This window comes from Pseudomonas sp. NPDC090755 (assembly GCF_044769005.1).
Lineage (GTDB): Bacteria > Pseudomonadota > Gammaproteobacteria > Pseudomonadales > Pseudomonadaceae > Aquipseudomonas.
In genome coordinates this window covers 583606-606126 of record NZ_JBIVXC010000001.1, presented here as the reverse complement: position 1 = coordinate 606126, position 22521 = coordinate 583606, and the positions used below count along the sequence as shown (strand labels likewise).

The 22521-nt window shown below is 62.7% G+C and carries 16 protein-coding genes; 5 read left to right on the top strand and 11 right to left on the bottom strand.

The features are described from left to right. Window positions 1–6: 6 nt before the first annotated feature. The gene (locus tag ACIQUS_RS02805; protein ID WP_403042572.1) at window positions 7–1182 is read right to left on the bottom strand and encodes an O-antigen ligase family protein; all 1176 of its coding nucleotides are present in this window, start codon (window positions 1180–1182) and stop codon (window positions 7–9) included. Between the two features lie 100 nt (window positions 1183–1282). Here ACIQUS_RS02805 and ACIQUS_RS02800 point away from each other — a divergent pair, with 100 nt between their 5' ends. Then, window positions 1283–1885 (top strand): toluene tolerance protein, encoded by a 603-nt coding sequence (locus ACIQUS_RS02800; RefSeq protein ID WP_403042569.1) that lies wholly within the window; start codon window positions 1283–1285, stop codon window positions 1883–1885. A gap of 5 nt (window positions 1886–1890) precedes the next feature. On the opposite strand, the gene ACIQUS_RS02795 is transcribed toward ACIQUS_RS02800, so the two are convergent. From ACIQUS_RS02795 to putP, 9 genes are all read right to left on the bottom strand, one after another. Next, window positions 1891–2985 carry a glycosyltransferase family 4 protein gene (locus ACIQUS_RS02795; RefSeq protein ID WP_403042567.1) on the bottom strand — a complete coding sequence of 365 codons (1095 nt, stop codon included), beginning with the start codon at window positions 2983–2985 and terminating at the stop codon, window positions 1891–1893. A gap of 48 nt (window positions 2986–3033) precedes the next feature. Next, the gene (locus ACIQUS_RS02790; protein WP_403042565.1) at window positions 3034–3807 is read right to left on the bottom strand and encodes a glycosyltransferase family 2 protein; all 774 of its coding nucleotides are present in this window, start codon (window positions 3805–3807) and stop codon (window positions 3034–3036) included. Between the two features lie 64 nt (window positions 3808–3871). Beyond that, a complete protein-coding gene (locus ACIQUS_RS02785) occupies window positions 3872–4828 on the bottom strand; it encodes a glycosyltransferase (RefSeq protein WP_403042563.1) in 957 nt (318 codons plus the stop codon). Between the two features lie 47 nt (window positions 4829–4875). Continuing rightward, a complete protein-coding gene (locus tag ACIQUS_RS02780) occupies window positions 4876–6273 on the bottom strand; it encodes a PIG-L deacetylase family protein (protein ID WP_403042561.1) in 1398 nt (465 codons plus the stop codon). Further along, window positions 6270–7166 (bottom strand): antimicrobial resistance protein Mig-14, encoded by an 897-nt coding sequence (locus ACIQUS_RS02775; RefSeq protein ID WP_403042558.1) that lies wholly within the window; start codon window positions 7164–7166, stop codon window positions 6270–6272. The genes ACIQUS_RS02780 and ACIQUS_RS02775 overlap by 4 nt, the downstream gene beginning before the upstream one ends. After that, on the bottom strand, window positions 7166–8296 hold the full coding sequence (locus ACIQUS_RS02770; RefSeq protein WP_403042555.1) for a glycosyltransferase: 1131 nt from the start codon (window positions 8294–8296) through the stop codon (window positions 7166–7168). Before ACIQUS_RS02770 ends, ACIQUS_RS02775 begins: the two co-directional genes overlap by 1 nt. Continuing rightward, window positions 8280–10037 (bottom strand): carbamoyltransferase, encoded by a 1758-nt coding sequence (locus ACIQUS_RS02765; protein WP_403042553.1) that lies wholly within the window; start codon window positions 10035–10037, stop codon window positions 8280–8282. The genes ACIQUS_RS02770 and ACIQUS_RS02765 overlap by 17 nt, the downstream gene beginning before the upstream one ends. Before the next feature lie 159 nt (window positions 10038–10196). Then, window positions 10197–11033 carry a 23S rRNA (adenine(2030)-N(6))-methyltransferase RlmJ gene (locus ACIQUS_RS02760; RefSeq protein WP_403042550.1) on the bottom strand — a complete coding sequence of 279 codons (837 nt, stop codon included), beginning with the start codon at window positions 11031–11033 and terminating at the stop codon, window positions 10197–10199. Between the two features lie 127 nt (window positions 11034–11160). After that, complete coding sequence (gene putP / locus ACIQUS_RS02755; RefSeq protein ID WP_403042547.1) at window positions 11161–12645, bottom strand: sodium/proline symporter PutP; 1485 nt, start codon at window positions 12643–12645, stop codon at window positions 11161–11163. A 353-nt stretch (window positions 12646–12998) separates the two neighbouring features. On the opposite strand from putP, the gene putA reads away from it, so the two are divergent. After that, complete coding sequence (gene putA / locus ACIQUS_RS02750; protein ID WP_403042545.1) at window positions 12999–16952, top strand: trifunctional transcriptional regulator/proline dehydrogenase/L-glutamate gamma-semialdehyde dehydrogenase; 3954 nt, start codon at window positions 12999–13001, stop codon at window positions 16950–16952. 77 nt (window positions 16953–17029) lie between these two features. On the opposite strand, the gene ACIQUS_RS02745 is transcribed toward putA, so the two are convergent. Next, entirely contained in the window at window positions 17030–17440 is a 411-nt protein-coding gene (locus ACIQUS_RS02745; RefSeq protein WP_403042543.1) for a hypothetical protein, read from the bottom strand. Between the two features lie 469 nt (window positions 17441–17909). Between ACIQUS_RS02745 and ACIQUS_RS02740 the strand changes: the two genes are divergently transcribed. Genes ACIQUS_RS02740 through ACIQUS_RS02730 form a run of 3 tightly spaced genes read left to right on the top strand, consistent with a single transcriptional unit; the run spans window position 17910 to window position 22518 of the window. Further along, a complete protein-coding gene (locus ACIQUS_RS02740; protein WP_403042540.1) occupies window positions 17910–19712 on the top strand; it encodes an acyl-CoA dehydrogenase in 1803 nt (600 codons plus the stop codon). Between the two features lie 32 nt (window positions 19713–19744). Further along, window positions 19745–21187, top strand: coding sequence for a TldD/PmbA family protein (locus ACIQUS_RS02735; RefSeq protein ID WP_403042537.1), 1443 nt, complete (start codon window positions 19745–19747; stop codon window positions 21185–21187). Continuing rightward, window positions 21187–22518 carry a TldD/PmbA family protein gene (locus ACIQUS_RS02730; RefSeq protein ID WP_403042535.1) on the top strand — a complete coding sequence of 444 codons (1332 nt, stop codon included), beginning with the start codon at window positions 21187–21189 and terminating at the stop codon, window positions 22516–22518. The genes ACIQUS_RS02735 and ACIQUS_RS02730 overlap by 1 nt, the downstream gene beginning before the upstream one ends. Window positions 22519–22521: the final 3 nt, after the last annotated feature.

Sequence of the window (22521 nt, the reverse complement as noted above, 5' to 3'; positions counted from 1 at the left end):
CGCTGTTCAGATTGAACCGGAAATTTTATCACAGCCCGGTCGACGGGCATGCACACAGACCAACGCCAGGGCCAGGCCGATCGGCAACCAGCTGATGAACCACTCCGCCCGCGGGGTGCCGGTCAGGCTCGCGGCATCGAACTGCATGGCCAGGGTGGAAAACAGCCACAACCCCATCAGGCCTTGGCCCAGGGCCGTTGAACGGACGCGCCAGATTTCACGCAACACGCACAGCCAGACACTCAGCCAGAGCAACATGCCGGGGATGCCCAGCTCGATGGCGATGTGGGTGAACATGTTGTGGGTGTGGTCGAACAACTGCCCGGCCGCCGATATCTGGTAGAACGAGCCCAGGCCAAGGCCTGTCCAGGGGTGCAGTGCAATCATCTGCACGGCAGACTCGAAAATTTCAGGTCGGTAGGACGAACCACGGGAAATGACCAATGCATACATCGAGAGCATCCCGACCAACGCAGTAATGATTGCAGCGCCGGCGATAAGACGACTTCTGCGATCACGGCACCAGATGGGCATGGCGACCATGGAAATCAGCACGGCCAGGGCCGCCCCGCGGCTTTGGCAAAGCACCAGGAACGCGCCAAGGCATAACAGCGACAACGCCCACAGCAACTGCAACCAACGCTGTTGAGGCGGCCAGTGCAGCATCCAGACCATGGCAGCACCGATCACATAGGCACCCAGGATCGGGTGGGATATCTCGCCAATGCCACTGAGCCTGATCTCCAGTGGCACCCCCAGCACGCCATAGAAGTGAATGATCGAATACAGCGCCGCAACCCCCAGGCCAACGCCTCCGGCCTGCAGGAGCTGGATCAGGCGTTGCCCGCCGGCCCCGGCGAGCACCGGGAAAAACAGCAGGAACACGGTGATATACAACAGCCGCTTGAGCTCGCGCCCGGGCTCCTCGACCGCAGCCCAGACAAGACTCAGGGCCGACCAGGCGAGTAAAAGCAGCAAGGAAACGCACAAGGCCCGCTGGGAGCGCCAGGCATCGGCCAGTGCCGTACGCGCTGACCAGATCAGAACCAGGGTAGGCAACCAGAGAAACGCCACCAGCCCCTGCTGATAGACCTTGTTGCTCGGTGCCAGGGCGATCGCCACCAGAAACCACAAAAAGCCCACTGCCAGCCAGGTCTGCGCCCAACTCCTTGTGTACATCATGCGTATCCCCATCGATTGAACAACTCCGGCATGGTGCATCTGTAAACTTTTCGGCATTATGGCCGGTCCTTTCGCTTGCCCGTTGACAAGGCCCTCATCCATGCAATGTTCCAGGCTTTCCCAGGTCGACCTCAACCAGCTCATCCTTGGCGCCAGAATTCTGGAGGCCGACAGCTATGGCGCTAAAGTGTACCTGCTAAAGGATGGCAACATCCTCAAGCTCTTCAGGCGCAAGCGCTTAATTTCATCTGCGCTGCTGCGACCTTACTCGCAACGCTTCATCGATAACGTGGCGCAGCTGGAAAAAAAAGGAATTCCCACGCTTAAAGTCTTGAAGCACTACAAACTGGAAGCGCCCGGAATGACTGCAGTGTTGTATCGGCCACTGCCCGGCGAAACGTTGAGCCAATTGTCACGCAAGGAAGGCTTCAGCTGGCAGGAGCGACTGCCACAGCTTGTGGCACTGGTGCGCAGGCTGCATGGAGCGGGGATCTACTTTCGCTCGTTACATCTGGGCAACATTGTCGTCACCCCGGAACAGGAGATGGGCCTGATTGACGTGGCCGACATGCGTTTCATGCGCGCACCGCTTTCCCGGCGCATGGTTCGTCGCAACGTGCAGCACTTTGCCCGCTACATTGCTCGTGAGCGGCTCGAAGACCAGTTCCCGCTTGCCGAACTGGAACGCGCCTTGTTGACTTGAAACCCTCAGCGGCCGCTCAACAGGTCGCTCGAGGCCTGGCTGAAGCGCTGCCAGACCCGTTCTGGCGCCAGCGCCTGGTACTGCGCCCTGGCCACTTGGCTGGCGTCGCTGCCGACGCTGTCGACAATCGCCTGCCCCCAGGCCGCGACATCGCCTAAGGCGGCGTAGCGGCCCGCCTCGCCCAACTGCTCCTGAAACACCGACAGGTCACTGCACAAGACCGGCACATCGGCCATGACCGCTTCCTGCAGCACCAGGCCCAGCCCCTCCGACAGTGAAGGGATCAGTACCCAGTCGAATGCCCGGTAGAGTTGGGCCAGGCCATTGCAATGGCCTTGCAGGGAAACGACCTCTTCCAGCCCCAACGCGCTGATGCGGGACTCCAGCACAGTGCGCTGATTGCCTTCTCCCAGTATCACCAGACGCAGGTCCGGTCGTTGCTGACGCGCAACGGCAAAGGCATCGAGCAGGTAGTCGAATCCCTTGCTATCGACAAGGCGCCCCATGGCCCCCAGCACAGGCCCGCCCTGCAACGGCAAGCCGAGCGCTTGCCGAGCCTGGTCACGCTCCAGCAATGTCCGGCGGAAGCTTTCCGGCTCCAACGCCGAACGCAGCACCTGCACCGGCATGCCGAGATCTTGCTCCAGCGCCGCGGCCAGGGTCTGGGAGACCGCCACGAGCGTCACCTGCGAAGACTGGAAACCGCGCAACAGGGCAATGTCACCGCGGTGCAGGCGTGTCTTGCCATGAAAAACGATGGCCGCCCGCACATCCGGCAACTGCCGCAACACCGGCAGCACCAGCCGCGATACCCCCATGCCGTCGAGCAACACCATCTGGGTACCGGACTGCTTCAGCGCCTGCCGAAAGCGACCGCGCATCCACGGATGCAGGAGCTTCCATATATGCCGACCCTTGAGCAGGCGCTGGGACAGTTGCCATTCGCGGGTCGCTCCGTCGCTGCAACAGGAACCCTGACCTTGCAGCAGCCAACTGCTGATCGAGGTGCCAGGTTCAGCCTGGGAAAGGATCTGCTGGTGCACCTTGTGCACCGACACATACGGCGCACCACCCGCCCACATGATGTTGACGATGTTCACGGGGTAGCACCCCCTGTATCGAGCCGAATGAACAGCAAACAGGCCAAATCAATGCGCAAAGAAACCAACACCCGCCCCCAATACGACCCCGATCACCATAATCACAGCCAGCTTGACCCGATCGCGTTGACGGCGTCGAGCTTTGCGTTGTCGCTCTTCGGGCAAGCTTACATGTGAACCGAAGCCGGTGTGCAGCACCGCATCACCCTCGAGGGTGACCGCGGTGAGGTTCAACTCGGCATAGCGTTTTGACAGTGCCTTTTCACCAGCATAGGCGGCAAACGGGGCACATCGCTGATAATCGCTCAGCCGACGCAATCCCGGATTCAACGAAAAGCTCTGCCACTCCGGCTTGGCCGAAAGCAATGGATAACAAGGGACACCTGCGATGACCTGACGTTCCCCCAGATAGATGTAGGGGCTGTGGATCTTCAGGTCATGGGCATAACTGCGCAGCCAGACCTGGAGCAGATGCGGACTGACGTCGAGAATATTTCGGGAGTCCTCGACGAATCCTGGTCGATAGAACTCCCAGTCATCTTCGCAGTGGAAAACATAGGGCGTTTTCACCTGGCCATAGGCAAGGTCGATGGACGCCAGCTGCCCCAGCTTGGGACGATTGACGAACACCGTGCAATGCGGCTTCCAGTGCTCGGGGACGGCCTGATGGACGGCGTCATCCCCGGAATCCTCGGTAATGAACACCTCACGGATCGGCGCAGTATTGAAACGATCGAAACTCTCGAGCGTCAGCTTGAGCAGATCGAAACGTCCGCAACTGGTAACCACCAGGGTTACATCACTGTCATCACTGAATCGCACCGGATTCCCTCCCCATCTTCTGTATTCGGTTGTTCGAGACCACATCCCTTGTGGGACAGCCGGCTCATATGCCCAGTCTCAAACGCAAACGCTGCCAGCCGGTCAAGGCGGGACGGGGACGCAGAGGTGGCTGCATTTTTTCTACGATGCTACGACCTACCTGGGCAAAGCTGAATTGCGAGACCGCCAGGTCCCGTCCATTGCTGCCGATACGCTCAACCAGCGCAGGGTCGGCACGCAGCACCTTCAGCTTCTCTTGCAAGCGGGCAATGCTGTCATACAGCACGACGTTATGCATGTCTTTCAGACCCAGGGCGCGATTCTCCGCCTCGCCCTGGTCAAAAGCCAGCAATACGCAGCCACAGGCCATCGCCTCGAAATTCTTGATCATGTATTCGCCCATACCGACGTCGGCACTGACAAAGAAGCGAATACGGTTGAGCGTGTCACAGTATTCTTCACCGGACTTGGTCCGGGTCACCAGCAGGTTTTCCACCTGCGCCAGCTCATCGAGCAAGGCCTTGCGCCCACTGTAGGCAACGCTGTTGGTGCTGCCGACAAAGGCCAGCTCGATATCCCGCTCCCGGCCCTGGTCAGCCAACAACTGCTGGTCGTAGCCCTTGGGCACGAACTCGGCGTCGAAACCTTCCTGGCGCAACCGCTCGCTGACCATGTAGCCGGAGCTGATCACCCGCGCCCAGGGCAGCTGGCGATAATGCGCACTGAACTTGCCGGTGTACTTGCACGGGATGTAGTTCTGGTAGGCGTCGTGTTCGAGAATGACCAGGTTGGGCACTGTACGAATGAAGCCAACCTGGCGGATCTCTTGTTTGAAGCGCAGGAAAAACACGATCCGGTCGTACTTTTCGACGTCGACCTCGCGGCGGAAATAGCTGCGCAGGTTGCGCTGGTCGGCGCTGCTCAGCCAGCGCAGATCGCACTCGCAATGGGCGGCAACGCCGTCATAGAGACGATCGAGGATGGCCCGTTGTTCTTTCTGCACCAGAAATAGAACTTTCATTGTTTTCCTTGCGGCGCTTGCCTGGCCGCTTACAGTCTCGGCGCGGATCAGAGATCCCGGCGCCAGAACAATTCATGTCGACGCACAGCCTTGCGGAAGAACTCGTTCTCGCCATAGGGCGAAGCGCGCCGTCCGGCCAGCCAGCGTTGCAGCAGGCGGCGCACGCGCCGCTTGAACGGCGCCGGCGGCTGCAGGTCATGCATCATGCCCAGGGCCATGGCCTTGTCGCGCTGAGTCGGCAGGTCCAGCGTCAGGCTGTAGGGCGCCCAGCCCTGCCCGGCTTCCATCTGCGGCGGCAAGGCAACACCGGTGCCGCTATCGCCCATCGGCCAGCGGTCGTTGTCGTGCAGGTGATTGGCATACCCCAGCAAGGTCTGTGGCTGCCACTCCAGCCCCTGCAAGGCCTCGAGCACAGCGGCCTGGGCGCAGATATGGTCCGGGTGCGGATCGAGTGTCGGGTGAGGCATCACCAGCACCTGGGGACGCGCCTTGAGCAGCAATTCACGCAGGTCGGCCAGCAGGTTGCTCCAGGTCGGTGCGCCATCGGCATCGCCCGGCAGGCCGAACGGGTTGAACTGGCGGAACACGCGGGTATCGGCCATGTCGGCCTCCCGGGAGCCGATCGCTTGATCCGGCGCGGCCTGCATGGCCGGCAACTGCAGGCAGAAATAGCCCAGTTGCACACAATGGACTTCTGGAACACCGGCCCAGCGTGGCACGGCAATACTGTCCCAGGCGCGCAGACGCCCCTTGAGACGAGCAGCCTCGGCTTTTTCCAGCCCCATTCGATGGTAGTGCTCGGCCTCGATTTCGCCGGCGGTCAGGGTAACCACCCAGGTTTCCCTGGCCTGGCTGTAGAGCCCGAAGGCGGCCAGCTCGGCATCGTCGGCATGGGGAGCAATCACCATCACCCGCTGCTGGCGCAGGTCGCTGCCAGGCACGACCCAGAGCTGCCCGTCACCGGCCAGGCGGCAGAAACGACCCCGCAGGCGCAGACGCCCGGCAGCGAGCGCTTGCGCCTGGCCTGTCAGGTTCAGATAGCGCACGCCTGCCACACCGCGCTCAAAGGTCTGGCAATCGTCGCCCAGCAGCACCGCTGGGTCGAGAAAGCGCCCCAGCCAGCCGCTTTTCAGGCGAAGTTGCAGGAGCAGGGTTTCGTCGCCGGCAAGCTGCAAGGGCGCCTGCACCTGCACCACACCATCGACCAGCTTTACCGGCTGCGCCTGGCAGTCGGCGGGAAAGCGGTACTGATAGTCTTCGCCAGGCGAATAGAACAGATGGTCGGCAAACCAGGCTTCATGGGCCACCCACAGCAGCGGCACGAGCACCAGCGGCAGCCACCACTGGACGAAAATACCCAGCCCCAGCAGCACGCCCAGGCCGAACAGCAGCCCCAGCCGCTTGTTGCGCCGGTGCCGCTTGAGCAACTGCTGCTTGCGGCTCACACCTGAAACACCGGCACAGGGTTGCACCACCGATCCTTGTACTCGCGATCGGCGCGACCGAAGGAGAAGCGCAGCGGCTTGTCCAGCGCCCGGGCATCCTCCCAGGCCGCCTGGGTATTGAGGAAGCTCAACACGCTACCGGGACTGAATGCCTTGGTTTGCGGATCGACGCCCCCATTGATGTACTCGACGCTGATCCACTGCGGGGCCTCGACCCGATACACCAGTTGAATGGCGATCGGCGCATCCTCGAGAAACAGCACCGAACCGATCAGCAGACTGCGCAGTCGCTCGAGCACTTCACCCATGCGTTCGGCACCAGTAGCCGGAAATTCCCAGCGGCGCTTGAACAGGTCACAGTAGATCGCCGCCAGTTCACCACTGGTGAAATCCGTAACTGGCCGCACCTGACCGCCTGCCTCTTCGAGCAGGCGCAGTTCACGGCGCTGGTTGTAGCGAAACTTCTTCGACAGGTCCTCAGGCGTGCGTGCCATGGCCAACGACTCTGTCTGCAGCTTGAGGTTGGCAAAGCGCCCCTGGTTAAGCTCCGACAGATAGCGACCTGCATGGCGCAACGGGGCCTGGGCATCGGCAGCGGCCGGCAGAATGAACTCGGCATTGCCCAGGTCATACAGGCCCTTCTTGCCCTGGCGCTTGAGCACTTCCTTGGACAGCGCCAGGTAGCGCCCCCAGGTCGGTATCGCGGCCTTGAGCTCACCGTTGTGCTCCCAGCCCAGGTAACGCACCGGGATCTGCGCCAGATCGGCCAGCTGTTCAATCACCAGGGGGTGTGTGGCGACACTGCCACCGAAACGCTGCCAGGCCTGGGCATAGGTAGCGGCATCGATCACAGTCCAGCCGCGCTCGCGCCAGCCTTGAAGATGATTGAGCATCAGGCCTCCGCTGTCAGGGCGCGAACGTGCGGCAGTTGCCAGAAGGCCTCGCGCACCGCGACATCGGAAAAACGCTCGTGCAGGCGCACGAGCATGCGCTCGGCACAGACCTCGCGTTGCCCCAGGTCCAGTGCGGCCAGGTGTTGCAGCCCCTGGCCCAGACGTTCGGCATCGCCCAGCGGGAACAGGATGCCAACACCCTCGACCACCTCGATGGCGCCGCCACAGGCCGTGGCCACCAGCGGTACGCCAGCAACCATGGCTTCGAGCAGGACCATGCCGAACGGCTCGTGATCGGAACTCAAGGCGAAGGCATCGAAGGCGCGAAAGTAGCGGCGGGCATCCGGCACCTGGCCGAGGAAATCCACCTGCCCGGCAATCCCGAGTTCGGTGGCCTGGGCCTTGAGCGTCTGCTCCAGGCGCCCCTTGCCGAGGATCGCCAGGCGGGCACCGGCCGGCAAATGCGGCAGCGCCTTGGCAAAGCCGCGCAGCAGGGTGGCCTGATCCTTGTCCGGGTGCAGGCGACCGACGTTGCCGACGATCCAGGCCTGCGGATCCAGACCCAGGGCTTGGCGCGCCTGGGCGGCGGGCACCTGGATGGCCTGCAGGGCCTCGATGTCGATACGGTTGTAGAGGGTCTGGATGCGCTCGGCCGGCCATTTGACCAGGCACTTGCGCATGTCGTCCCGCACCGCGTCGGACACGCCGAGCAGGCTCAGGCGCTGGCGAAACAGATTGGCGAACAGCTGACGGCTGCCGCGCTGGTAGTCACCGAAGGCATGATGCACACCAATCACCGGCAGGCGACTGCCGAGCAAGGCGATATAGATCGGCTTGAAGCGGTGAGCGATGCAGAAGCTGAAATTGCGCGTGGCGACGATCCGCCGCAACGCACGGATCGCCCCCAGCTTGAGACCACGAATGGCCTTGGAGCTGAATTCCAGGAACAGCACTTCATCAGAGGCGCAGCCCGCTGCCACCTGCGGGTCGGCAGCGCCGGTCAGGAACACCGTGGTGACCTTGTAGCCGCTGCCACTGAACAGGCTGGCGTACTGTCGCGCACAGTCCAGGAACGGACCGTCATAGCCGTGACAGAACTGCAGGACGCGTTTTTCAGCCCTGGACGTCATAGGTGTCCGCGCCATCCTTGACCACCAGGATGTCTTCCATGATCAGGTACTGCAGGTCCGAACCGAAGAACATGTTCAAGGCGTCGGTCGGCGAGCAGATCATCGGCTCACCACGACGGTTGAGCGAGGTGTTGAGCGACACACCGTTGCCGGTCAGCTCTTCCAGCGCCTTCATCATGTCGTAGTAACGCGGGTTGTACTCGCGCTTGAGCACCTGGGCCCGGGACGTACCGTCTTCGTGGACGACTTCCGGCACGCGGGTCTTCCACTCCTCGGCCACTTCGAAGGTGAAGGTCATGAACGGCGCCGGGTGATCGATCTTGATCATCTGCGGGGCGACGGTGTCGAGCATCGACGGGCAGAAAGGCCTCCAGCGCTCGCGGAACTTGATCTGGTGGTTGATGCGGTCGGCAACGCCTTCCACGCTCGGGCAACCGATGATCGAACGACCGCCCAGGGCGCGCGGACCGAACTCCATGCGCCCCTGGAACCAAGCCACCGGGTTGCCGTCGACCATGATCTTGGCGATCTGCTGCGGCATGTTCTCGAGCTTGCGCCATTTCGGCTGGCTCGGGTGACGGGCACAGGCGGCGATCACGTCTTCGTTGGAGTACGAAGGGCCAAGGTAGACATGTTCCATCTTCTCGACCGGCACGCCACGGGCGTGGGAGACATAGGCTGCTGCACCGACCGCGGTACCGGCGTCGCCGGAGGCCGGCTGGACGAACAGCTCCTTGAGGTCAGGGCGAGCGATGATCTTCTGGTTGAGCTTGACGTTCAGCGCACAACCGCCGGCGAAGGCCAGCTTGCCGGTTTCCTTGAGGACGTCGCCCAGATAGTGGTCGATCATCTGCAGGGCGATCTTCTCGAACAGCGCCTGCATGCTGGCGGCGTAGTGGATGTAAGGCTCGTCGGCGATATCGCCTTCGCGCTTGGGACCCAGCCACTCGATCAGCTTCGGCGAGAAGTAGAAACCCTTGCCCTTTTCCTTGTAGCGGCGCAGGCCGATGACGTTGGCGTATTCGGTGTTGATCACCAGCTCGCCGTTTTCGAAACTGGCCAGGCGCGAGAAGTCATATTTGCTGGCATCGCCGTAAGGCGCCATGCCCATGACCTTGAACTCGCCGTCGAGCATCTCGAAGCCGAGGAACTCGGTGATCGCGCCGTACAGGCCACCGAGGGAGTCCGGATCGAAGAATTCCTTGATCTTGTGGATCTTGCCGTTTTCGCCGTAGCCGAAGAAGGTCGTGGCGTACTCGCCCTTGCCATCGATGCCGAGGATCGCGGTTTTTTCCTTGAAGCCCGAGCAGTGATAGGCGCTGGACGCGTGGGCCAGGTGGTGCTCGACCGGTTCGATCTTGACCTTTTTCGGGTCGAAGCCCAGTTGCTCCAGGCACCAGACGATCTTCTTGCGGTAGCGCTTGTAGCGACGGTTGCCCATCAGGATCGCGTCGAGGGCGCGGTCCGGGGCGTACCAGTAGCGCTTGGCGTAGTGCCAGCGCGCCTTGCCGAACAGGCTGATCGGGGCGAACGGAATAGCCACCACGTCTACGTCGGACGGCTTGATGCCAGCCTGTTCCAGGCAGAACTTCGCCGATTCGTAGGGCATGCGGTTCTTTGCATGTTTATCGCGCACGAAACGCTCTTCTTCAGCGGCGGCAATCAGCTTGCCGTCGATGTACAGGGCTGCGGAAGGATCATGGCTAAGGGCGCCGGACAGGCCAAGAATCGTCAATGCCAAGGGTCTAGCCTCTTCAAACTGTAAATATGCGCCCTGGCCCCTTGGGGGCGAGCGATAAAGAAAGAGCGGGATTATAACGTAAAGTGTGGGAGCGGGCTTGCCCTGCGATTGGGCTATCGCGGGGCAAGCCCGCTCTCACTGACAATTGCGCACACCTTGTTACTCGGCGATCAGCCAGTCCATCCGCCAGCTGCCCTGAGTCTGCGCCAGCACCTGGGACAGCCACGGCAACAACTCACGCAGTTCTTCTTCCAATCCCCATGGTGGGTTGGCGATGGCCAGGCCCGAGCCATTGAGACCCTGCGGACTGTCCTGGGGATGCACATACAACTCCACCCGCAGCAATTTCGGCGCGCCGGTGCTGGTCAGGTCCTGGTAGAAACGCACCAGTTGGCGCTGATCCTTGATCGGGTACCAGATCGCCGCGACCGTCTGGCGCATGCGACCGATGGCCTCTTTCATTGCCAGGCTGCAGCGCTTGAGCTCATCGGCCTGTTCGAAGGGCGGGTCGATCAGCATCACCGCACGCTTCTCCTGCACCGGCAGCAGCGCCCGCGGCACGTGCCAGCCTTCGCCCAAGTGCACGGCGACCCGAGGATCCTTCTTCATGTTGTCCTTGAGCAGGCGACCGTCTTCGGGGTGCTTCTCGTTCAACAGCACGCGATCCTGCTGGCGAGCCAGGCGGCGCGCCAGTTCCGGTGAACCCGGGTAGTAGCGCAGCTCGCCATCGGGGTTCATCTTGCGCAGGATGCGCAGGTAGTCAGCGGTAACCTCTGGCAGGTCATCGCGCCCCCAGAGCCGCCCGACCCCTTCAAGCCATTCCCCGGTACGGGTTGCCTGGTCGCCCTGCAAATCGTACAGGCCGAGGCCGGCATGGGTATCGAGGTAGGCGAATGGCTGCTCCTTGCGCGACATCAGCGCAATGAGACGGGTCAACACGAGGTGTTTGAAGACGTCGGCGTGGTTGCCGGCGTGGAAGGCGTGACGATAGTTCATGGCAACTCCTGCAAGACCGTGCAGTTTACCTTGTCACACTCTTGCCGTCAGGAGCAGGCGACTGAAACGACAACGGCCCGACCTCTTGGGGAGGCCGGGCCGCTGTCAGGCGCTACGGAGCAGTCGATCAATGACCGGTTTTGAACGCCAGGTCTGCAGCTTCGAAGCGCGAAACCATTGCGCTCGACGGGCTGCCCGCCTTACTGACGAAGTAGATGGCCAGGGCACCGAGGAGGAAGCCCGGGATGATCTCGTACAGACCCCAGATGGCGAAGTGCTTCCACACCACCACGGTGATAGCACCGACCAGGATACCGGCCAGCGCGCCGTTGCGGGTCATGCCTTTCCACAGCACCGAAATCAGTACCACCGGACCGAAGGCGGCGCCGAAGCCGGCCCAGGCATAGCTGACCAGGCCCAGCACACGGTTTTCCGGATTGGAAGCGATCAGGATCGCGACCACGGCAACCAACAGCACCATGGCACGACCGACCCACACCAGCTCCAACTGCGAAGCACCTTTACGCAGGAAGGTCTTGTAGAAGTCTTCGGTCAGGGCGCTGGAGCACACCAGCAGCTGACAGCTCAGGGTACTCATGACGGCTGCCAGGATGGCGGACAGCAGGACACCGGCGATCCATGGGTTGAACAGGATCTTGGCCAGCTCGATGAACACACGCTCGTGGTTCTCGGTGACAGGGCCTGCGACATCAGGATGCGCCGAGAAGTAGGCGATGCCGAAGAAGCCGACGGCGCAGGTACCGACCAGGCACAGGATCATCCAGGTCATGGAGATGCGACGGGCGTTGGCGATCGACTTGACCGAGTCGGCAGCCATGAAGCGCGCCAGGATGTGCGGCTGGCCGAAGTAGCCCAGGCCCCAGCCCATCAGCGAGATGATGCCGATGAAGGTGGTGCCCTTGAGCATGTCGAAGTTGCCCGCATCCTTCAGCTCGATGGCGGCGAAGGTGGTATCGAAGCCACCCGTGGCGATCAGCACGATCACCGGCGTCAGGATCAGGGCGAAGATCATCAGGGTAGCCTGGACGGTATCGGTCCAGCTGACGGCCAGGAAGCCACCGACGAAGGTGTAGGCGATGGTCGCGGCCGCACCGGCCCACAGCGCCGTCTCATAGGACATGCCGAAGGTGCTTTCGAACAGGCGGGCCCCGGCGACGATGCCGGAGGCGCAATAGATGGTGAAGAACACCAGGATGACCACGGCGGAGATGATTCGCAGCAGACCGCTCTTGTCTTCGAAGCGGCTGGAGAAGTAGTCCGGCAGGGTCAAGGCATCGCCGTTGTGCTCGGTCTGCACGCGCAGACGGCCAGCGACGAACAGCCAGTTCAGGTAGGCACCGACGATCAGGCCGATGGCGATCCAGCTTTCCGACAGACCCGACATATAGATGGCGCCCGGCAGGCCCATCAGCAGCCAGCCGCTCATGTCCGAGGCACCGGCCGACAATGCGGTCACAACGCTGCCCAGGCTGCGGCCACCGAGGATGTAATCGGAAAGGTTGTTGGTGGAGCGATAGGCCATGAAGCCGATCAACACCATTGCCGCGATATAGATCACGAACGTGATCAAGGTTGGATTGCTTACACTCATTGTTGCGCCCTGGCGTTTGTTTTTATGTAGCGACAGCCTCAGAGGAGGTTGCACCCAGGCCGCGAATGCTATGCAACAACGCAAACTAGGTGCAACCTGTTTTTGCATTCAAGTTGCACCTCGTCGGTTTTTTTGCGTAACAGCCGGTTTTTGCTCCCTTTTGGAGCAAGAACCCCTGTTTTCAGAAGAAAACGCACCGTAAACAGCCATTTTTGCTGTGGGGTTCTACCCACCGGACGAGTTGCACTTTTTTCCTACATTTTTTGGGTTGCACTAGGTTGCACCCGAATTCGCGCACGGCTAATCTTGGCGCCAGCTTAAGCCACAGCCTGTGGCAATAATGAGGATAAGAAATGGCGACGACCACCCTTGGGGTCAAACTTGACGACCCGACCCGCGAGCGACTCAAGGCAGCTGCGCAGTCCATCGACCGCACGCCGCACTGGCTGATCAAGCAGGCAATCTTCAATTACCTGGAAAAGCTCGAGGGTGGTGCCACCCTGACCGAACTCAACGGTCAGCCTTTCATCAATGGCGACGAAGCCGGCGAAGTCCTGGGCGACCATGCCCACCAGTGCTTCCTCGAGTTCGCCGAAAGCATCCTGCCCCAGTCGGTCCTGCGCTCGGCGATCACTGCCGCCTACCGCCGTCCTGAGCAGGAAGTGGTGCCGATGCTGCTGGAGCAGGCCCGCCTGCCGGTCGCCATGGCCGAAGCCACCAACAAGCTGGCCGCCGGCATCGCCGAAAAACTGCGTAACCAGAAGAGTGCAGGCGGCCGCGCCGGCATTGTCCAGGGCCTGCTGCAAGAGTTCTCCCTGTCGTCCCAGGAAGGCGTGGCCCTGATGTGCCTGGCCGAAGCCCTGCTGCGTATTCCCGACAAGGGCACCCGCGATGCCCTGATCCGCGACAAGATCAGCACCGGCAATTGGCAGCCACACCTGGGCAACAGCCCGTCGCTGTTCGTCAACGCCGCGACCTGGGGCCTGCTGCTGACCGGCAAGCTGGTCTCGACCCACAACGAATCCGGCCTGACCTCCTCGCTCAGCCGCATCATCGGCAAGAGTGGCGAGCCGATGATCCGCAAGGGCGTCGACATGGCCATGCGCCTGATGGGCGAGCAGTTCGTTACCGGTGAGACCATTGCCGAAGCCCTGGCCAACGCCAGCAAGTTCGAAGCCAAGGGCTTCCGCTACTCCTATGACATGCTCGGCGAAGCCGCACTGACCGAGCACGACGCACAGAAATACCTGGCCTCCTACGAGCAGGCGATCCACTCGATCGGCAAGGCCTCCCACGGCCGCGGCATCTATGAAGGCCCGGGCATCTCGATCAAGCTGTCGGCCCTGCACCCACGCTACAGCCGCGCCCAGTACGAGCGCGTGATGACCGAGCTGTACCCGCGCCTGCTGTCGCTGACCCTGCTGGCCAAGCAATACGACATCGGCCTGAACATCGACGCCGAGGAAGCCGACCGTCTGGAGCTGTCGCTGGACCTGCTCGAGCGCCTGTGCTTCGAGCCACAGCTGACCGGCTGGAACGGCATCGGCTTCGTTATCCAGGCCTACCAGAAGCGCTGCCCGTACGTCATCGACTACGTCATCGACCTGGCCCGCCGCAGCCGCCATCGCCTGATGATCCGCCTGGTAAAAGGCGCCTACTGGGACAGCGAAATCAAGCGCGCCCAGGTCGAAGGCCTGGAAGGCTACCCGGTCTACACCCGCAAGGTGTACACCGACGTGTCCTACATCGCCTGCGCCCGCAAGCTGCTGTCGGTACCGGAAGTCATCTACCCGCAGTTCGCCACCCACAACGCCCACACCCTGTCGGCCATTTACCATATCGCCGGTCAGAACTACTACCCGGGCCAGTACGAGTTCCAGTGCCTGCACGGCATGGGCGAGCCGCTGTACGAGCAAGTGGTAGGCAAGGTTGCCGATGGCAAGCTGAACCGCCCGTGCCGCGTCTACGCCCCGGTCGGCACCCATGAAACCCTGCTGGCCTACCTGGTTCGCCGCCTGCTGGAAAACGGCGCCAACACCTCGTTCGTCAACCGCATCGCCGACCAGTCGATCTCGATCCAGGAACTGGTGGCCGACCCGGTCGCAACCATCGAGCGCATGGCCACCCAGGAAGGTAGCTGCGGCCTGCCGCATCCGCGCATTCCAATGCCACGCGACCTCTACGGTAGCGAACGCGCCAACTCGGCGGGCATCGACATGGCCAACGAACATCGCCTGGCGTCGCTGTCCTGCGCCCTGCTGGCCACCGCGCACAACGACTGGAAAGCCGCACCGATGCTCGGCTGCGCCTCCAGCAACGAAGCGGCCGCGCAGGTTCTGAACCCGGCCGATCACCGTGACGTGGTCGGTCACGTCCAGGAAGCCACCGTTGCCGACGTCGACAACGCCATCCAGTGCGCCCTGAAAGCCGCGCCGATCTGGCAGGCCACCCCGCCCGCCGAACGCGCCGCGATCCTGGAGCGTGCCGCCGACCTGATGGAAGCCGAGATCCAGCCGTTGATGGGCCTGCTGGCCCGCGAAGCCGGCAAGACCTACGCCAACGCCATCGCCGAAGTCCGCGAAGCGGTCGACTTCCTGCGCTACTACGCGGTGCAGGCGCGCAACGACTTCAGCAACGACGCCCACCGCCCACTGGGCCCGGTGGTTTGCATCAGCCCGTGGAACTTCCCGCTGGCGATCTTCAGCGGCCAGGTTGCCGCCGCCCTGGCCGCCGGCAACCCGGTACTGGCCAAGCCTGCCGAACAAACCCCACTGGTCGCGGCCCAGGCCGTACGCCTGCTGCTCGAAGCCGGTATCCCGGAAGGCGTGGTGCAACTGCTGCCAGGCCGCGGTGAAACCGTCGGTGCCCGCCTGGTCGGCGACGACCGGGTCAAAGGCGTGATGTTCACCGGCTCCACCGAAGTGGCGCGCCTGCTGCAACGCAACATCGCCGGTCGCCTGGACGCCCAGGGCCGTCCGATCCCGCTGATCGCCGAAACCGGCGGCCAGAACGCAATGATCGTCGACTCCTCGGCATTGACCGAACAAGTGGTCATCGACGTGGTGTCCTCGGCCTTCGACAGCGCCGGCCAGCGCTGCTCCGCCCTGCGCGTACTGTGCCTGCAGGAAGACTCCGCCGACCGCGTGATCGAAATGCTCAAGGGGGCCATGGCTGAAAGTCGCCTGGGTAACCCGGAGCGCCTGGCCGTGGACATCGGCCCGGTGATCGACGCCGAAGCCAAGGCCGGCATCGACAAGCACATCCAGGGCATGCGCGACAAAGGCCGCACCGTGTACCAGGTGGCTATCGCCGACGGCGAGGAGATCAAGCGTGGCACCTTCGTCATGCCGACCCTGATCGAACTGGAAAGCTTCGACGAGCTGCAACGCGAAATCTTCGGCCCGGTACTGCACGTCGTGCGCTACAACCGCAAGAACCTCGACCAGCTGATCGAGCAGATCAACGCCTCCGGCTATGGCCTGACCCTGGGTGTGCACACCCGGATCGACGAGACCATCGCCAAGGTCATCGACAGCGTCAACGCCGGTAACGTCTACGTCAACCGCAACATCGTCGGTGCTGTGGTCGGCGTCCAGCCGTTCGGTGGCGAAGGCCTGTCCGGCACTGGCCCGAAAGCCGGTGGCCCGCTGTACCTGTACCGCCTGCTGTCGACCCGCCCGGCCGATGCCATCGAGCAATCGTTCCAGCGTACCGACGGCGACAACGCACCGGACACCCGCCTGCGTGACAGCCTGACCAAGCCACTGCAAACCCTCAAGTCCTGGGCGGCGAGCAACCAGCTCAATGAGCTTGGCAGCCTGTGCGACCAGTTCGCCCGTCAGTCGCAGAGTGGTATCAGCCGCCAGCTGGCCGGCCCGACCGGCGAGCGCAACAGCTACACCATCCTGCCGCGCGAGCATGTGCTGTGCCTTGCCGAGGTCGAGTCTGACCTGCTGACCCAACTGGCTGCGGCCCTGGCCGTAGGCAGCACGGCGGTATGGCCGGAAGGCGAACTGACCCGCACCCTGCGCAGCCGCCTGCCAAAGGACGTGCAAGCGCGCATCCAGCTGGTGGCCGACTGGACCAAGGACGAGGTGGTCTTCGATGCAGTGCTGCATCACGGCCACTCCGACCAACTGCGCGCCGTGTGCGAGCAGGTGGCCAAGCGTGCAGGCGCCATCGTTGGCGTGCACGGCCTGTCCTCGGGCGACACCTCCATTGCCCTGGAGCGCCTGGTGATCGAGCGTGCGTTGAGCGTTAACACTGCTGCGGCAGGTGGTAACGCGAGCTTGATGACGATCGGCTAACGTCACTAGCGAATAAAAAAGGAGAGCCTAGGCTCTCCTTTTTTTATCCTGCGATTGATCCACCGACAAATTACCGATCAAGGCCACGAAGCACTTGTTCCACTCCTCTTGCGGCCCTTATCTTGGAATAACCACCACAAGCTCCAGCCTTTCACTATTTCTGAGCCGACTACCAACATGAACCAAGGGATAAGGTCTGCAATCAACTTGGGCAAAATCAATAGCGTGGAAATTGAAGGTATCAAAAATAGAACACGAAATGGAATCTGCACCATCGCCAAGTAGTAGCCCACTCTCCAGCCAGCAGCGAACAAAATACAAGTCACGATGACGGAGAAATGCGCGACCAAGCCCATTAACCCCATGACCATGGCAAAGTCGCTGTGGCTATACCCCAGCAAAACAATATTATCTATATCAGTGAGATACGGCACATTACCTCGCCGAAGGCTACCTTGCAGATAATACAAAATATAAAAACAATCCATGCCGGCCCAGCATAGTTGAAGTTGACGTTGCGGGCTCTTCTCTCTCCACCTCAAGGATGAACTTCCTTGTACTCGTACGCTACATTTGCGACCACAGGCCGCCAGTGCCAGGACTGCCCACTAATCTGCCAATTGTCATCCGCTTCTACGTAGATCTGCCTTATCTTACGTTGTTCACCGTATCCTTTAGTCACCGACTGACGGGCAACACCTCGCTCATGCTCACCTAAAGCTACCCACTGCTGGGGAGATAAGCGTTCCATTCGCAGTCCTTTTGGCTAAAGGAACTTGATTAATCTTTCACCCCGCTGCGAACAAGGCTAACTCTCCTGGATGTCTGCGTGAAATTTCCCAATGGCATGACATCCAAAGCCTCGACCTGTCCCTCGCTATCACCTGCATCAATCTTGCTGGTCACCTCGACATACCGTTCCTACACTCGACCGATCCCAACGACAGGACCGCCGCCATGCCCGAGACCCTGCTCAGCGCCCGCAACCTGGCCTTCGAACTCTACGAAGTGCTCGACGCCGAGGCCCTCACCCAACGCCCGCGCTTTGCCGAACACACTCGCGAGACCTTCGACGCGGCGCTCGGCACTGCCCGGACCATTGCTGAAAAGTACTTCGCGCCCCACAACCGCAAGAACGACGAACACGAGCCGCGTTATGAGAACGGCATGGCGATCCTGATCCCCGAGGTAAAGCCCGCCGTCGATGCCTTCCTCGAAGCCGGTTTTCTCAACGCCACTCGCGACTTCGACGTCGGCGGCATGCAATTGCCTACTCTGCTCTCCCAGGCCTGCTTCGCCCACTTCCAGGCCGCCAACGCCGGCACCACGGCCTATCCGTTCCTGACCATGGGCGCCGCCAACCTGATCGAGAGCTTCGGCAGCGACGAGCAAAAGCGCCTGTTCCTGCAGCCGATGATCGACGGCCGCTACTTCGGCACCATGGCCCTGACCGAGCCGCACGCCGGCTCGTCGCTGGCCGACATCCGCACCCGCGCGGAACCTGCGGGCGACGGCAGCTACCGCCTGCGCGGCAACAAGATTTTCATTTCCGGCGGCGACCACGAACTGTCGGAGAACATCGTGCACATGGTCCTGGCCAAGCTGCCGGACGCACCACCGGGGGTGAAGGGCATTTCGCTGTTCATCGTGCCCAAGTACCTGGTCAACGACGATGGCAGCCTCGGTCCGCGCAACGACGTGCTGTTGGCCGGCCTGTTCCACAAGATGGGCTGGCGTGGCACCACCTCGACCGCGCTGAACTTCGGCGACAACGGCCAGTGCGTCGGTTACCTGGTGGGCAAGCCGCACCAGGGCCTGGCCTGCATGTTCCAGATGATGAACGAGGCGCGTATCGGCGTCGGCATGGGCGCGGTGATGCTTGGCTACGCCGGCTACCTGTACTCGCTGGAGTACGCGCGGCAACGCCCGCAGGGACGCCTGCCGGACAACAAGGACCCGGCCACCGCCGCCGTGCCGATCATCAACCATAGCGATGTGAAGCGCATGCTGCTGGCGCAGAAAGCCTATGTCGAAGGCGCCTTCGACCTGGGCCTGTATGCGGCACGCCTGTTCGACGACACCCAGAGCGGCGAAACCGAGGCCCAGCGCCAGCAGGCCCACGAGCTGCTCGACCTGCTCACCCCGATCGTCAAGTCCTGGCCTTCGGAGTTCTGCCTCAAGGCCAATGAACTGGCGATCCAGATCCTCGGCGGCCACGGCTACACCCGCGAGTACCCGGTCGAGCAGTACTACCGCGACAACCGCCTGAATCCTATCCATGAAGGCACCCACGGCATCCAGTCACTCGACCTGCTCGGTCGCAAGCTGGCGCAGAATGGTGGTGCCGGGCTCAAGCAGCTGGTACGCCTGATCGCCGGCGCCTGCGAGCGCGCCTGCCAGTTCAGCAGCCTGGCCCCCCTGCGCATGCCGCTGGAGCAGTTGCAGGTTCGCCTGCAAAGCGTGACCCTGGAGCTGCTCGGTGACCTGGCCCAGGGCCGGGTCAACAGCGCCCTGGCCAACTCGGCGTTGTACCTCAAGGCCTTCGGTCATTGCGTGATCGGTTGGCGCTGGCTGGAACAGGCGATCCGCGCCGAGCAGGGCCTGGCCCGCGGCAATCCGGCGGACCAGGCCTTCTACCAGGGCAAGCTGCAGGCCGCGCGTTATTTCCTGACCTGGGAAGTGCCGGGCTGCCATAATGAGCTGGCATTGCTCGAGGCCCGCGACGACACCTGCCTGGGCATGCACGACGAGTGGTTCTGAGGGGGAACCACCGTACTCACGGAGGTTCCTGCATGTTCGAGTTGACCGCCTTGCTGCGCCAGCGCTTCGCCGCCCTGCGCAGCAATGCCGAATTCTATTCCCTGCGTCATGTGCAGCAGTCCCAGCAGCACCTGTCGGTACGCAAGAACGTCGCCGAGCCGCCGTTCTTCCAGCGTGACGAAGGTGTGATGCTGACGGTCCGGCTCAAGGGCGTTGAAGCCTATGCGGCCACCGCCGACCTGTCCCAGGCCGGCCTGCAGCGCGCACTGGAACACGCCGAGGCTCTGGCCCGGCAAATTGCCAGCTGCGCCCTGCTCGACCTGCGCGAACAGCCGGTGGCCAGCGGACGCATGGATTACTGCTCACCAAACCTCGAACACCCCGTGGCCTCCCTGGCCGACTGCTTCGACCTGCTGGCCCGCGAATCGGCCAGCGTGCCCACCGACAGCCGCCTGGTGAACTGGCAGGCAAGCCTGGGCATCAGCAATGTCGAGCAGATCTACCTGAACACCGCCGGCGCCGAACTGCGCCAGGCCCAGCGCTTCATCTACCCCGGTTTCACGGCCACGGCCTTCGATGGCCAGGACAGCCAGAGCCGCAGCCTGGGCCGGGAGAACTTCGGCCAGCAAGGCGGCATGGATGTAATCGAGCGCTGCGGCCTGGTGAACGCCGGGGCCAGGGTCGCCGACCAGGCCCTGCAACTGCTGCTGGCGCCCAACACCCCGAGCGGGGTTCGCGACCTGCTGCTGATGCCCGACCAAATGATGCTGCAGATCCACGAGTCCATCGGCCATCCGCTGGAAATGGACCGCATCCTCGGTGACGAGCGCAACTACGCCGGTACCAGCTTCGTCAAGGCCAACGATTTCGGCACCTTGCAGTACGGCTCGAAGCTGCTCAATGTCACCTTCGACCCGACCCTGCGCGAAGAGCTGGCCAGCTACAGCCACGACGACGACGGCACCCAGGCCGACAAGCAGTTTTTGATCCGTGACGGCTTGCTGCTGCGCCCGCTGGGAGGCGCCCTGTCGCAGTTCCGTTCGGGCCTGGACGGCGTCGCCAACAGCCGCGCCTGCGGCTGGAACCGGGCGCCCATCGATCGCATGGCCAACCTCAACATCGAGCCGGGCGACCAGAGCCTGGAGCAACTGATCGGTGGCATCGAGCACGGCATCCTGATGCGCACCAACCGTTCCTGGTCCATCGACGACGCACGCAACAAATTCCAGTTCGGCTGCGAATGGGGCCAACTGATCGAAAACGGCGAACTCAAGGGCGTGGTCAAGAACCCCAACTACCGGGGCATTTCGGCACACTTCTGGGACAAGCTCAGCGCCGTCGGCGACGCCAGCACCTTCCAGGTCCTGGGCACGCCCAACTGCGGCAAGGGCGAACCCAACCAGGTGGTGCGGGTCGGCCATGCCTCGCCTGCCTGCGTATTCAGCCAGATCGACGTATTCGGAGGAGACGCCTGATGGCTGCCACCCCTTTGCACAGCTTCCAGCGCCTGGTCGCCTGCCTGCAGGACCAGGTCCGCGCTCCGGAGCACTTCACCCTGGGCTACAGCGCCGAGGACTCGCACTTCATTCGCTTCAACCATGCCAAGGTGCGCCAGGCCGGCGAGGTGCAACAAGCCAGTTGCGTCCTCAAGCTGGTCAGGGATGGCCGCCAGGCCGAGCTGCAGTTCACCCTGGGCAATGACCCCGAGGTCGATCGGCTGCGCCTGACCCAGGCGCTCGAACAATTGCGCCAGACCCTGCCGCTGCTGGAAGCCGATCCCTACCTGCACCTGAACGACAGCGCCTGGCAGAGCCACAGCGTGCAGGACCAGCCGCTGCCCGCGGTCGATCAGGTGCTGACGCAGATCGAGCAGGGTGCCGGGCAGCTCGACCTGGTCGGCATCTACGCTGCCGGGCCAATCTGCCGTGGCTTTGCCAGCTCGTTCGGCGCCTTCGGCTGGCACCAGGCCAACAGCTTCAACTTCGACTGGAGCCTGTTTCACAGCAACGGCCAGGCGGTGAAGGCCAACTATGCCGGACAGAACTGGGACAGCGACGCCCTGGCCCTGCGTCTGCGCCAGGCACGGGAACAGCTGGAATACCTCGGTCGCCCGCTCAAGACCCTGGCACCAGGCGAGTACCGCGCGTACCTGGCCCCGGCAGCGATGGATGAAATCATGGGCATGCTCTGCTGGGGTGGCTTTTCTGCCCAGGCCCTGGCGACCAAGAACAGCCCGTTGCAACGCCTGTATGCCGGCGATGCGACCCTTCACCCCGGCGTCAGCATCGCCGAACAGGTCAGTGGCTCGCTGAGCCCGGCCTTCTCCGATGAAGGCACCCCACGCAGCGACCTGCGCCTGATCGAACAGGGCCGCGGCCTCGACCGCCTGGTCTGTGCCCGCAGCGCCGCCGAGTTCGAACTTGCCGCCAACGGCGCCGATGCCCATGAGTCGCCTTGCGCCCTGAGCATGGCGGCGGGCGAGTTGCAGCAGGCTGACATCCTCGCGCGCCTGGGCACGGGCCTCTACATCAGCAACCTCTGGTACCTGAACTTCTCCGACCTGCCGGCTGCACGTATGACCGGCCTGACCCGCTTCGCCACCTTCTGGGTCGAGGACGGGCAGATCCAGGCGCCGGTCAGCACCATGCGCTTCGATGACAGCGTCTACAGTCTGCTGGGCTCGCAATTGGAGGCCCTGACCCGGGAACGGGAGCTGATTCTGTCGACCAGCACCTACGGTCAGCGCCAAACCAGTTCGAGTCATTTACCAGGAGCCCTGGTCAAGCGCCTGACCCTGACATTGTGATAA